This window comes from Paenibacillus sp. NPDC058071 (genome assembly GCF_042885235.1).
Classification (GTDB): Bacteria; Bacillota; Bacilli; order Paenibacillales; family Paenibacillaceae; genus Pristimantibacillus.
Genome location: NZ_JBHVSK010000001.1, coordinates 332,417 through 346,655, shown reverse-complemented (window position 1 = coordinate 346,655; position 14,239 = coordinate 332,417). Strand labels below are relative to the sequence as shown.

The window sequence follows — 14,239 nt, the reverse complement described above, 5'->3', positions numbered from 1 at the left end:
AGGAGGAGCGCAAGCCATCATGGATCAAAACATGAAACAAGCGATAGTCAGGGGAGAAACCTCGCTCGGCATCGAATTTGGATCCACACGAATCAAGGCTGTACTGATTAATTACAAGTTTGAAACAATCGGTTCTAGCAGTTATGAGTGGGAAAATCAATTGATCGATGGTTATTGGACCTACGATCTCGATGAAATGATTAACGGGCTGCAAGAAACCTATCGCCAATTAAAGCAAGAGGTTGAAAATAAATATGGGGTAACGCTGCAAAGAATCGGTTCAATTGGTTGTTCTGCCATGATGCAAGGCTATACTGCGCTTGATAAGGCAGGGGAGCTATTGGTTCCGTTCCGTACATGGCGGAATGCCACAACGGGTAAGGCTGCGGCAGAGCTAACCGAAAAATTCCAATTTAAAGTTCCTCAACGCTGGAGCATTGCACATTTGTATCAAGCGATATTAAACGAAGAAGAGCATGTCACAAACATAGATTATGTTACAACTTTGTCGGGTTACATTCATTGGCTGTTGACTGGCAGCAAGGCTCTTGGTTTGGGAGATGCTTCTGGTATGTTCCCAATTGACGGATCTGTATTGCAATATAATGAACAGATGATGAAGCAGTTTGCCGAATTAATTGCTGATAAAGACTACCCGTGGAATCTTAAAGATATTTTACCTAAAGTTTATACGGCGGGTGAACATGCTGGCTATCTCAATGAAACGGGTGCCCGACTATTAGATCCATCAGGCAGCCTTCAATCAGGTATTCCGCTATGTCCTCCAGAAGGAGATGCCGGTACAGGCATGGTCGCTACGAATAGTGTGAAAAAGCGTACCGGCAATATTTCCGTAGGTACGTCTGTTTTTGCCATGATTGTCTTGGATAAAGAAATATCCGTATACCCTGAGATTGACATCGTGACTACACCTGACGGCAGCCCTGTTGGCATGGTACTCGCTAACAACTGTTCCAGCGATATTAATGCATGGCTCGGCTTGTTCCGTGAATTTTATGAAGCAATGGGATTGAAACCTGACATGAATGAGTTATTCAGCGTCCTGTTCAATAAAGCGCTGGAAGCAGATGCTGATGGCGGCGGCTTGCTGAGCTACGGCTACTATTCAGGTGAGAACATTACCGGGATTTCAAAAGGCCGTCCTCTGTTCGTCCGTTCTCCAGAAAGCCGCTTCAATCTGGCGAACTTTATGAGAGTACATCTGTTTACCGCGTTTGCTGCACTAAGGCTCGGAATGGATATTTTGACACAGAAGGAGCATGTAACGATTGACCATATTTTGGCGCATGGCGGATTGTTCAAAACGCCGCTAGTCGCTCAACAAATGTGTGCGGCTGCACTGAATGTTCCGGTTTCGGTCATGTCTACGGCAGGTGAGGGCGGCGCGTGGGGGATGGCCATTTTGACATCCTATATGGTTAACAAGGAACAGGACGAGCGCTTGGCTGATTACCTTACGACAAAAGTGTTCAAGGATGCAAAAGGACAAAAGGTTTATCCTGACCGTACTGATGTGGATGGCTTTGCCTTGTTTATGGAGCGTTACACAGCAGGGTTGGCAATTGAACAAGCAGCGGCAGATCATTTTATAGAAAATTTTAAGTCATGACTCCCGGCAGAAAATTAGCTTGCTCGTTCGATCCGCCGGAGCTAGTACGGCCGAATTTTAAGGGGGGTTCGGATCCCGCGGGCGGAATAGCTGATATAATAGAGGGTGAAGTTTTAAAAATACATAACGACGTAACCAGGAGTTAACGGATTATGGATATGGACTACATGCTGGATGACAGCGCGTGGCGGCAACTGCTGAAGGGCGTCGCCGAGCGCTTCGACGAACTGACAATTATACGGGGGTTTCAACTTTATAAACAAGGACAAGTCGAGCAATTGGCACTACGTGACGACGGTGTACATGTGGACGCACGCATCAAGGATAACCGGATGTACGACGTCGCAGTCGCTCTGGACGACCTGGCGGCGAGCGAATGTGCTTGCTCAGCGAACCGCGCCTGCACGCACATGGCTGCAACACTGATGTACTACGTGGAGCTATGCGGTCGGGCAATTCAGTCGCTGGTCAACGCGCACAGCACCTTGAAGAGATCATCTACCGCAGCAGGCAAGCCGGGGGCTCTGGATGGCAGAAACGGCGGTGCCCGAGCGGGTACCAGAGGAGCAACATCGGATACACCATCTGGGGCTGGCAACATCGGCGAAGGAGAGAATCGCAGTGCGTCATCGTCCGCCCCTCGACCCGTCTGGCCGACCTTAACGGAAGCGGAACTGACCGAGCTCCCCGTGGCCAAGTGGCATGAGCGGTTTCAAGAGCGCTTCGGACCGGTACACCCGCATATCCGAACAGCTCAGGAGGCTAAAGAGTTGCTCACTGACCTGCAGGCTATGCGGCCAGTGTTGCCTTGGGCGCTAGAGCAGTTGTTCACGCTCCATGCTCTGCTGTTCGTGCTGGAACGAATGATCAAGCCCGCCCAGAAGGACAGTCCCCAGTCGGGAACGTTCATGGGCTACCATAAGCAGCTCGCGCTGGACGGACTGCTCGGCCAGGCGCGGAACCTGCTCGAGGACAAGCTCGCGCTGGCGGACGACAGTTCCGCGTACTGGGGCCATCTGATAGAGACAGCGGATTTTCTCAGAGAGCGTATGCTGATCGAGGATAAGACGCTCAACTGCTTTACGGTACTCTATACCTCGCTGTGGCTGCGCTGGCTCAGCCCAGACTCGGTCGGAAGTTCCGCTCTCTACGAAGAGGAGCTGCGCCAGTTGCAGGCTGCGGAAGCGGAGCTTGGCACGTCCTTGTCGCGGCTGCCGTGGACACTCGCGCAATGTCTGCTTTTGCTCTACTTAGCGCGCGACGCGGAAGCGCTGGCGCTGCTCGTACGGGACGAAAGCAAGCTCATTCTGAAGCCGGAACATCTCTTACCGCTGCTCGGCATTCTGGAACGCGCAAAGCAATGGGGGCAGCTGTGTGACTGGCTCGTAGAGACGGGACCGCTGCTCGTCGGCTTCCATGACGAGGATCTGGCGCCCTATGGCGACTTTTGGGCCATGGTCGCAGTGCAGCTGCCAGAGGCGGAACCGGCGATGTGGCGCACGCTTCAGGATATGCTGCCATTCTCGCGGACCATCTACGAGGATGCGCTGTCGGCATACGGCCGGTGGGACCGGTGGATCGACCTGCAAATGTGCATCGGCCAGGACCCGCTGTCTTTTCATGCGACTGCTCTGAAGCCGATCGAGAAGGAAGCGCCGGAGTTGCTGCTGCCCTTCTATCATCAGGCGGTAGAACGGTACGTGCTGCAAAAGAACCGCGAAGGATACAAGGCGGCGGTGAAGCTATTGAATCGGCTTGCCAAGCTGTACGTGCAGCTTAAGAAGGACGAGCGGTGGGAGCAGTTCATCGATGCGTTCGTGAGCCGGAATAGCCGGCAGAGAGCGCTGCAGGAAGAATTGCGTAAAGGAGGACTGCTGTCATGAACGCGTATGCTGATACGCTTACGATTCAAGCGAGCTTGACCGAACAGGGCGATGCACTGATTTTCGGAGCGGACGCGTCCGGCTTCGCTCCGGGGCTGCTTGTCAAGCAGCGGCTGTTTGCACGGCACGAGCCGTCGTTCTACGGCACGGAGCTCGGGATCGAAAGACTGCAGGACGAGCTGGAGCTCGTCCTGCTGCCGGCTGAGATGGTCTTGCCGTTCTTCGCCGACCCTGGGCTGCTGCCGATGCACGTGACGTGGCGGCTCGAAGGGGACGCTGCACGGCTCGCCGTAATAGCACCGGTGCTTGAGCGCGGCATTGCGGAGCGGAAATTCATCCCGAGCTTCGAGGCCTACAAGGCCGGCAAACTGAATTGGACGTGGGACGAGGAGGCGTTCGATGCAAAGTCTCGCCGGGCGCTGCGCGCGCTTGCGGGCGGCGGAGACCGGGTGCATGTCGGCTTGTACGACGGGCCAGACGATGATAGCGATTGGGACGAAGAAATCTCGGGCCTGACCGGACTCAGCGCCGCCTTTTCCGCGGCAGTGTTCCAGCGCTATTACGGTACAAAAGAAGCCGCTGACGATCTGCGTCGCGACTTCCCGCTGCTATTCGTCCATGACCGCGCTGCGGCAGCAGCGGGCCTCGACGAGCGCGGCTGGCTCGTTGCCACCGGTTGGAAGGCCGACACGATGCCGTTCCGACTGGTCCTGCAGCTGCTTGAGCCGGAGGACGCCGAAGCCGGCGGATGGCGTCTCGCACTCATGCTGCAGGATAAGTTCGAACCGGCGAAGCTTGCACCGGTTCGGTTGGCTGCGGACGGCGAAGCCTCCGGTACGTGGCCGTCCAGTTGGACGCCACACGTGCATGAGCGGTCCTCGGCCTGGATTGCGCATCTGCGGGCGAGCCTGCCGGCGGACCGGCTGGCTGGCAGCCCCGCGGACGCGCTGAACGCCCGGCTTTCGGACGACGACGCGTGGCGGTTCCTGACTGCGGACAGCCAGCACCTCTTGGCCGTAGGCTGGCAGGTGCTGCTGCCTGCCTGGTGGGAGGAGGCGAGCCGCAAGAAACCGCGCCTGCGCGCAAAGGTGCGCCCCGGCGAAGGCGAAGGGGAACGCGCGGGAAGCAGCCGGTCCTTTTTCGGTCTCGACGCGCTGATCGAATTCGACTGGCGCGTTTCCATTGGCGATGCCGAGCTCAGCGAGGAGGAGTTTCGGGAGCTGGTCGCCCGCGGCGAGCGGCTTGTGCAGTTTCGCGGCCAATGGGTGCCGCTCGATCCCGTCCTGCTCGCGCAGATTCGCAAAGCGATGGCGGGCGTCGATCCTCGGCGAGGCTTGTCCTTTCAGGACGTGCTGCAGCTGCATCTACGACGTAACCGCGGCTCTTTCACGCCGGCGGCTGCGGAGAAGGCCGACGAAGGTGGCCGTGGGGAGGGAAGCGAGAGCGAAGGCGTACTGGAGATGGACGTCGAGCTGAACGATCACCTGACAACCGTCATGGCGCAGCTGACGCATCAGACGGAATGGCCGTCGATTCCCGTGCCGCCGACGCTGCACGCGGAGCTTCGCAGCTACCAACATGACGGCTTTTCCTGGCTCGCATTTCTGCGAAGGGTTGGGATCGGCGCCGTCCTGGCAGACGACATGGGGCTCGGCAAGACGATTCAGTTCATCACGTACCTGCTGCATGTCGCCGAGGAAGCGTCGGCGAACGGAGGACGGCGTCCCGCCCTGCTGATCTGCCCGACCTCAGTGCTCGGCAACTGGCAGAAGGAGGTGCACCGCTTCGCGCCGTCGTTGCGAATTATGCTCCATTACGGCAGCAAGCGACTGAGCGGCGACACATTCTACGCGGAAACGGCGGAGGCCGACCTCGTATTGACCTCGTATGCGACGTCGACACTGGACCAGGAGCTGCTCGGCGGCTATACATGGTCGGCGATCTGCCTCGACGAGGCGCAAAATATCAAAAACGCCGGTACGAAGCAGGCCAAGGCGGTCAAGAGCTTGTCTGCACGGCACCGCATCGCGCTGACGGGTACACCAATCGAGAACCGGCTCGCGGAGCTGTGGTCGATCTACGATTTTACCAATCCGGGCTATCTTGGCACCGCCCGTGCATTCGCTGAGCGATTCGGCCAGGCGATCGAGCGTGAACGTGACGAGAAGCGGACGCAAGAGCTGCAAAACTTCGTTAAGCCGTTCATGCTCCGGCGCAAGAAGAAGGATCCGAACATTATGCTGGACCTGCCGGAGAAGAACGAGATGAAGACGTACATCCATCTCACTGGCGAGCAGAGCGCGCTTTATGAGCGGACCGTGAAGGAACTGATGGACGACGTCAAGAAGCTGAAGGACATTCAGCGAAAAGGCGCGATCCTCTCCGCGCTAACACGGCTGAAGCAGCTGTGCGACCACCCCGTGCTGCTGACGAAGGAGGCCATGCCGGTAACGGAGGACGAACGCGAGGAAGCCGCTGAATCGGCGATGCTCATCGGTCGCTCCGCTAAGCTCGAACGGCTGCTCGAACTCGTGAAGGAGCTTCGCGATGAGGGCGAGCGTTGTCTGATTTTCACTCAGTACATCGACATGGGTAAAATGCTGCAGCGGCTGCTCGGGCGGGAGCTTGGCGAGCCTATCCTTTACCTGCACGGCGGCTCGTCTAAGACGGCACGCGACCGGATGATCGAGCAGTTCCAGTCCCGGGAGCTGCCAGCCGCGGAGCAGCCGAACGTGTTCATCCTGTCGATCAAGGCCGGTGGCGTCGGGCTCAACTTAACGGCGGCGAACCACGTTTTCCATTTCGACCGCTGGTGGAACCCCGCTGTAGAGAATCAGGCGACGGACCGCGCCTACCGGATGGGCCAGACGCGCGACGTGCAGGTGCATAAGTTCATCTCGCTAGGCACGTTGGAAGAGCGAATCGACGAGATGCTTGAGAGCAAGCAGCAGTTGAGCGACGACGTCATTACGAGCTCGGAAGACTGGATCACGGAGCTGTCGACGGACGCGCTGCGAGATCTGTTCACGCTGCGGCGTGAATGGTCGGAATAGCCGCTGGCGCGCCTAGTCGCCTGCTGGGCTAATTTCCCTTGTTATGAGTGAGACAACGCATTCGCACCCTAGCATGACAGCATCTAACAAATGATAAGGAATAGAATCAGTCATTGAACTAAAGGAAATTAGAGATCAACAAGAAAGCTGCCGGCAAGGCAGCTTTCTTTATTTAAATCCAGCAATTTTTTCAGATAACAGGATAAGGTTGACAATTTACTTTTACACTTGTAATATTAATTTGCGAGCTTATTATTACAATTGTAAAAGTATAAAGACAAACAAGAGAAGAGATAAGCATCTGAAGCGTATGGAAGGGGTGAACATAGTGACACAAGCTATTCCGAAGATATCGGAGTCGGAGTGGGAGATTATGAAGGTGATTTGGAGGCAGCATCCGGTTACGGCTGAACAGATCGTGGCCGAGATTCCTGCTGAGCACGAATGGAGCGACCAGACGGTTCGCACCTTTATCAACCGCTTGGTGAAGAAGCAGGCGATCGGGTTCAAGCGGGCGGGACGCAGCTATCTCTATTATCCGCTGGTATTCGAACAAGAATGTGTGAAAGCCGAGAGCAGTTCCTTTATCAAGCGTGTATTTGGCGGAGCGGCCAACCTGATGATGACTAATTTCCTAGAACACGCCGATCTGTCCGATCGAGAGATTGAGCAGCTTCAACAGATGCTGAAAGACAAAAAAAAGAAGGGATAAGCATCCGCAGCTTATGGCAACGGGAGGTTTGTCCCCAAGAGGTATATGATGGATATCCTTTATATCGCATTCCGATGGTTCCTGCAGAGTACGCTAGCGGCCAGCGCAGTTGCGCTGCTGGTCATGGCGATTCTCAAGCTGTTCGGCTCTAGTATCCGTCCGCGGCTGCGGCACGCGTTGTGGCTGATTATGCTGGCGAGACTATTGCTGCCGGTGGTTCCAGCCAGCCCGGTCAGTATCTTTCAACTATTGCAGATGGACAACCCTCTGTTTGTATCTATGTTCTTACAGAATTCAGGCGCTTCCCAGCAGGCGATTGAGCCTATGCCTAGCCCTGTGTTTCAGCCTGATGACCGTTCCTCCAGCATGGATTTGGGGTGGCAGCCTGTGAATCTGAAGGAGCAGCCGACTTCCGCAGTACCTGCCGTGAAGGAAGAAGGTCTTCTCCTTAAAATTGCTGCATTGGTTTGGTTAGTTGGGGTGATCGCGCTGCTGTCGGCTATGATCGTACGCATGTACGGGATTGGCATGAGCTTCCGCAAGTACAAGCAGATTACAGACCCGAAGCTGCTCTTGATCATGGAAAAATGCCGGAGAAAGCTTGGTCTGCCCAGGCCGGTTCCCCTTTACACCGGAGGGGAGGACTCGGCGAGTCCGTTCTTGTTTGGGCTTGTCCGCCCCAAAATTTACATACCGGAGAGGATGAGCAGAGAGCTTGGAGCGGAAAGGCTCGCTCACATCATTTTCCATGAACTGGCTCATGTCAGACGCCTTGATGCGCTCTGGAATATGCTAGGGGGGGTTGCGCTTGCCGTTCACTGGATGAACCCGTTGGTCTGGCTGTCGCTCAGGCGAATGAAGGCGGACCGGGAGCTGGCTTGTGATGCTTGCGTGCTCGAGATGCTTGGAGAGAAAGAGTCGACGCCGTATGGGATGACTATGATCGAGGTGTTGAAAAGCGGTTCTGCAAGCCGCAGCAAGCCCTACGTTTTGCCTTTCTTCGATTCAAATACTTATCATCAGCTGAAGGAGAGAATTCGGATGATTAACGGCTTTAAGAAAGGGTCTTACCGGTTGTCGCTGCTCGCAGTGGCTGGCGTATTGACTCTGAGCGCAGCGACATTAACCAATGCGGCTGATCCGGTCAAGCGAAGCGAAACGGCTCCCTACGCGGACCAAATGTCGTTTTCGGACGATAGACAGTTGTTTGATAATGGGAAGTCACGCACGTATGATAACATGGATAAGGCCGTGCTGGTCGCAGGGTTCAGCTTCAAAGTCCCTTATGAGCTCCCGGAGGGATATAAGCTGCACGAGGTCTGGTTGAAGCAGCGCTCGCTGGATGAGGACCGTTGGCGCGAAGTTCAAATTGACTTCAATCAAGGCAAAGGTAATAAGAGCACAGGGAGATTCACGTTATCTGCTGTCGACGACGGCGAGGGACTGGAGGCTGTTTATGTCCGCATTGAGCAGGAGGAACAGCAAAGGGCCAAGGAGTTTGAAAGAACGGCCATCGTGACGAAGGAGTCCTGGAATCCGAATGGGTGGAAGGGGCTGAAGATCAGCGTGACCTCCGGAAAAGCCAAGAAGCAATACTACTTGTGGCAAGATGAAGGCGTCCGGTACCAAGTCGGTCCATCAGATTTATCTGAATCCAGCATTCTCCGTATGGCAACTTCCATGGGGAGACCGAACCTGCCCATGGGTGAAGCTTATGTGAGCGATACGCTGCTTGTTGCACCGATCTACGATACTGACGATGTACGGAGATCCGCCGCTTCCGTGGGCATCGCTCCTAAATTTCCGCTACACCTGCAGGGGCAATACCAGGCATCAAGCGCCATGGTTACGAAGATGGTGAACTTCCGCTATCCGACGGACTCGGAGGACTATCAGAGAAAGGTTCTCTCGATTACCTATAGACGCAGCGTAGAGAGCCAAGAGGGGATACAAAGCTTCAGCTTCCGGCAAATCCAGAATAACGGCATCTACGAGGAGATTCGCAGCAGCGGTCAGATCGCTTTCCAGCGGATCGACGGACAACCGTTCCAAGTGAAGGTGAAAGCCGTCCAACTAGCCGGGCTGGAAGTATACAAGACTGAGCCGTACAAGGTTGACGAGGCGCTGAGCAGCTCAAGTGAACCCGATTTTTACAGCTATTTCTGGAAGGAAAATGAGGTTTGCTACCTCGTGCAGTTTAAACAAGGAGAAGGGCGCGAGATGGATGAGATCGTGACCTCCTTGATTCGGGAGAAACCTGTAGACATTAGCCGATTGAAAAAATAGCAGGTATAAACAAATACGACCAAGCGCAACTCGCCCAGCGGGTTGCGCTTGGTCGTTTAGGTTATGATGAAACCTGTTAATGAGATGAGCAAAGTATAAGCCGTATTAGAAGTTACCTACATATTTTTTTGACGAAAGCCTGATGTGTCAGGCTTTTTTGTATTTAAGCAGGCAAGATTGAATGACAAAATTGCAAGGTTGATGTAAGGCAAATCGATGGCTTAGGACAGTCCGACAGGATAAAATTGGAATAAACAAAAAATAGAGATTTTTTAAGAGGAGAATCGAGATGAGGCTGTTTGAACTGTTGCTTTTTTTGTCAAACATCGGGTTGTTTGCCTTAACGGTCCTATTGAAAAAAGGAGAGCGTAGAATTCCAGTATTCATTGCAAGCGGGATTTCCACACTTTTACTGGTCGTTCATTGGACGATGGAAGGATACAGAATTCAGCTATTTTTCCCATATTGCATAACGATCATTTATTTAGCCATTTCAAGTTATAGCTATTTTAGAAAAAAAGGCCCTAAAAAAATCCCACGATTCATATTGGGTTCAACTTATACCGCTATAGCGATAATGCTGCTCGTAACAGCCGGTCTCCTATATACTTTTCCTGTATTTAAACTACCTGAACTGACAGGCGAGTTTAAGGTAGGCACGCAAACTTTTCATTTCGTGGATCTAAATAGGGAAGAGATTTTCGGCGAAGCCAGAGATGGTAAGAGAGAATTGATGGTTCAGGTATGGTATCCGGCTCAAGCTGGCACCGGCAAGTACGCTCCCTTTATTCCCGATACCCAGATATTAAGTTATATGGCTGCGAACTATGGTCTTCCCGGGTTTACTTTACAACATCTGAAGTACGTATCCAGTCACGCTTACACGGGGGCCGAAGTCTCTTCCGCACAGACTTCATACCCGCTGATCCTAGCGAATCCCGGCTACGGCTCTTCCAGGTTCCTCCACACGTCGCAAGCCGAAAATCTCGCCAGTCACGGATATATTGTGGCAGTGATCGACCACACCTACAATACATTTGCAACCGTGTTTCCGGATGGTCGAATCACGACCAGCACAACCGATGACTTGTTCTCACCCGACCATGATTACCGGACGGAAAGCGGTAATCGCGACAAGTTGGGAAAAGTTTTAACCGACGATGTAGCGTTAGCGCTGGATCAATTCGAGCTCATCCAATCAGGTCAGATTCCAAGTCTTCTAGCAGGGAGCATTGATCTCGATCATGTCGGGGTGTTCGGTCATTCGATCGGCGGAGCGACGGCCTATGACGCATCTTACGATCCGCGAATCGCGGTTGGAATAGACTTAGATGGAGCGCTTTATCGACTGCGTGACAGAGATAGTTTGGGAAAGCCGTTTTTATTCATCAACTCAGAAAGCGAATTCGAAAGATTAAAAAGGGTGATGGATAACCAGGTCTACACGGATGCAGAGCTTAAGCGTATGGGCAACACAAGAGAGTGGATGGAGCAAGTAACGGAAGATAAAAAGCTGGAGCTTAAACGGATGCGCGAAACAGTCGACGAAGGAGGACAATTCCTCTATATCGAAAATACGGAGCATTTGAATTTTGCCGACGTACAGTTCATTTCTCCGGTTTTCAAAATGCTGGGGATTACAGGAAAGAATGCACCCGAAAGAGCGAACTCCGTTATCAATGCCTATATGCTGGATTTCTTCGATATGCATTTGAAAAATCAAGGCGGAATCTTAATGAAAGGACCAGATAGCCGCTTTCCAGAGGCGAAGATTGTAACCTCGCTATTAAAAATTTACGGGATATCCTAGATGCTATAAGCCATCCTACACGATGGCTTTCTTATTATGTGCTAATTGTCTATTAATTGCCTCAATAATTGTATGACAAAAAATAAAAGCATACTCACAACGGATTTAAGTCGCATGAAATGCGGCTTTTTTTTCGTGAAAAGGAGTGCGTGCAATGATGTATATAACAGTAAAGAGGTCAATAGCTCTAACGGGTAATTCATATCATTTTCATATATTAGTCAATAAAGGTTGATCGTTCTTTGAATATTTAATGTCAAGGAAGTGACTATAATTGTATAGATCTCAAGTGAGGATATAATAATTTTTGTATCCGGCGTAAGTACAACGAGCTGCGAAAGGGATGAGGACACTCCATATTTGATCATATTTGTTGGCTTAAAATAAATCACACAGGCTAGTATGTGAAATTTTTCTCTTACTTTTTATTTAACGCCGAAAGAGGCAAAGAAAACGGAGGTTGCATGATATGGAGATTGATACAGTCTTATGGAGTCGACTAGTGACCGGATTAACACTTGGTTTTCACGTTATTTTTGCAACACTTGGTGTAGGCGTCCCGCTAATGATTGCTATTGCAGAGGTCATTGGTATCCGGAAGAAGGACCCCCATTACTTACTTATGGCGAAGAGGTGGTCACGAGGGTTTGTTATTACCGTAGCTGTTGGTGTCGTGACAGGAACAGCTATTTCCCTGCAGCTTGCTTTGGTGTGGCCGAATTTCATGAAGCTGGCTGGAAATGTCATTGCATTGCCGCTATTCATGGAAGTGTTCGCATTCTTCTTCGAAGCCATCTTCCTAGGCATTTATTTGTATACGTGGGATCGATTCAAGAATCCGTATATGCATTGGCTGCTGACCATTCCGGTTGTCGCTGGAGCGGGGATGTCTGCGGTTTTTATTACAACCGTCAACGGATTCATGAATCAGCCTGAAGGATTTGTCATGGAGGCAGGTCAGTTTATAGCGGTTAATCCCGTGCAGGCAATGCTGAATACAGCGACATTCTCCAAGGTGTTCCATGTACTAAGCTCCGCGTATCTGACAGTAGCTGCTCTGTTAGCCGGCATTGCAGCTCTGGGGATGCTGAGAAAGGGTGTATCTGCCTACCACAAGAAAGGCTTAAATCTGATGATGGCTATTGTTCTGGTGTTCAGTTTGCTGAATACGCTCGCTGGAGACGTGTCTGCCAAGTTTTTGGCTGAACACCAGCCGGAGAAGCTGGCGGCAGCGGAATGGCATTTTGAGACGGAAAAAGGCGCAGATTTGATTTTATTAGGGTGGCTGAATGCGGAGCATGAAATTATAGGCGCGCTTCATTTGCCCAAACTGCTCAGCTTCCTTGCTTTTGGCGACTTTAATGCCGAGGTGACTGGCCTGGAGGAATTCCCTCTGGATGAGCGTCCGCCACTTCTAGTCCATTATTTATTTGACCTCATGGCCGGAATCGGATTCGCTCTGCTTGCCATCTCCATTCTGTATTTCCTGTTTGTATTTTGGAAGAAACGCAATCCGTTCAACCAGTGGCTGCTTCGTCTCATTGCGCTGTGTGCACCGCTTGCCTTCCTGGCTGTTGAGATGGGCTGGTTTTATGCTGAAATCGGGCGACAGCCATGGATCCTTCGAGGGTACATGCGCGTGGAAGAAGCAGCTACATCATCACCGAGTGTGAGAATTTTATTTTTCGTTTTCCTGTTCTTGTATATCGTACTCGGCGTCATTTGCGTCCTTGTGTTGAAACGTTTGTTTAACAATAATCCTGTTGAGATCGAGCTGGATAAATGGTTGAAGACGAAACAGGATCAACCCGCGAAGAAAGGGGGACATGTCGGATGAGTTATGAATTGATTGGCATCTCGGTACTATGGCTGTTCCTATATGGCTATCTCATCGTCGCTTCCATTGATTTCGGAGCAGGTTTCTTTGCCTTCTATGCCCGCCTGACGAAGCAGGATCACTTGATTAATCGTCTGATCTCGCGTTATCTGTCACCGGTCTGGGAGATTACCAACGTATTTTTTGTCTTTTTCTATATTGGCATTGTCGGATTTTTCCCGGATACGGCCTCCTATTATGGGGCTGCTCTAATTGTTCCAGGAAGCATTGCCATCATTCTGCTTGCCATCCGTGGCTCGTTCTATGCTTTTGAGAATTATGGTTCCAAAAATAATATTGTGTACCTGTTTTTATACGGAGCTGCAGGTTTGCTGATTCCGGCATCGTTGTCAGTGGCGCTGACCCTCTCGGAAGGCGGATTTATCCTGAAGCAGGGCGAGACGGTTTCGCTGGACTACTGGGCGTTGTTTACCAATCCGTTATCGTGGAGTATCGTTGGCCTGGCCATCGTCTCTGTATTATTTATCAGCGGGTCATTCCTGACTTTCTATGCTTCTCGCGCAGAGGATCATGCCGCACTCAAGCTGATGCGAAATTATGCTTTATTCTGGAGCACACCGACCATCATTTTCGCACTGACCGCCTTTATATATTTGGGTCAACACAATGCGCGTCATTTTCAAAATATGATGGATTTATGGTGGCTGCTCGCGCTATCCGTGGCTTTCTTCATGATTTCCATGTGGCTGCTGTATAACGGACGCCGTTACGGACTAGCTTTTAGTTGCATTATGCTGCAATTTTTCTGTGCCTTCTTCGCTTATGGGATTGGACAATATCCTTATATTCTTGATCCGTATATCACAATTCAGAGCAGTGCCACTTCACCAGCCATGGGTTTTGCGCTAGTCGCTGTATTTATCGGGGGACTGTGTTTGTTGATTCCTTCTCTTATTCTGGTCTTCAAACTTTTTCTGTTTGATGCGGATTATGTCAAAGGCAAAAAATAAAAGGAGGAGCTTACTGTG

Annotated in this window: 8 protein-coding genes; all 8 read left to right on the top strand. The window is 51.8% G+C overall.

The genetic code is table 11. The features are described from left to right. Nucleotides 1–19: 19 nt before the first annotated feature. The 8 genes from ACFVTB_RS01505 to ACFVTB_RS01470 all read left to right on the top strand — a co-directional run bounded on the left by ACFVTB_RS01505 (nt 20) and on the right by ACFVTB_RS01470 (nt 14,221). Nucleotides 20–1,630: a xylulokinase gene (locus ACFVTB_RS01505; protein WP_387744084.1), complete on the top strand. Its 1,611-nt coding sequence runs from the start codon at nt 20–22 to the stop codon at nt 1,628–1,630. Between the two features lie 152 nt (nt 1,631–1,782). Continuing rightward, nucleotides 1,783–3,513 carry a hypothetical protein gene (locus ACFVTB_RS01500; protein ID WP_387744081.1) on the top strand — a complete coding sequence of 577 codons (1,731 nt, stop codon included), beginning with the start codon at nt 1,783–1,785 and terminating at the stop codon, nt 3,511–3,513. Continuing rightward, nucleotides 3,510–6,566 carry a DEAD/DEAH box helicase gene (locus ACFVTB_RS01495; RefSeq protein ID WP_387744078.1) on the top strand — a complete coding sequence of 1,019 codons (3,057 nt, stop codon included), beginning with the start codon at nt 3,510–3,512 and terminating at the stop codon, nt 6,564–6,566. Before ACFVTB_RS01500 ends, ACFVTB_RS01495 begins: the two co-directional genes overlap by 4 nt. 373 nt (nt 6,567–6,939) lie before the next feature. Then, complete coding sequence (locus tag ACFVTB_RS01490; protein WP_387744903.1) at nt 6,940–7,278, top strand: BlaI/MecI/CopY family transcriptional regulator; 339 nt, start codon at nt 6,940–6,942, stop codon at nt 7,276–7,278. Between the two features lie 48 nt (nt 7,279–7,326). After that, complete coding sequence (locus ACFVTB_RS01485; protein WP_387744075.1) at nt 7,327–9,564, top strand: M56 family metallopeptidase; 2,238 nt, start codon at nt 7,327–7,329, stop codon at nt 9,562–9,564. A 289-nt stretch (nt 9,565–9,853) separates the two neighbouring features. Then, a complete protein-coding gene (locus tag ACFVTB_RS01480) occupies nt 9,854–11,374 on the top strand; it encodes an alpha/beta hydrolase family protein (protein ID WP_387744072.1) in 1,521 nt (506 codons plus the stop codon). Nucleotides 11,375–11,843: 469 nt separating this feature from the next. Beyond that, on the top strand, nt 11,844–13,211 hold the full coding sequence (locus ACFVTB_RS01475) for a cytochrome ubiquinol oxidase subunit I (RefSeq protein ID WP_387744069.1): 1,368 nt from the start codon (nt 11,844–11,846) through the stop codon (nt 13,209–13,211). Beyond that, complete coding sequence (locus tag ACFVTB_RS01470) at nt 13,208–14,221, top strand: cytochrome d ubiquinol oxidase subunit II (protein ID WP_387744066.1); 1,014 nt, start codon at nt 13,208–13,210, stop codon at nt 14,219–14,221. The genes ACFVTB_RS01475 and ACFVTB_RS01470 overlap by 4 nt, the downstream gene beginning before the upstream one ends. Nucleotides 14,222–14,239: the final 18 nt, after the last annotated feature.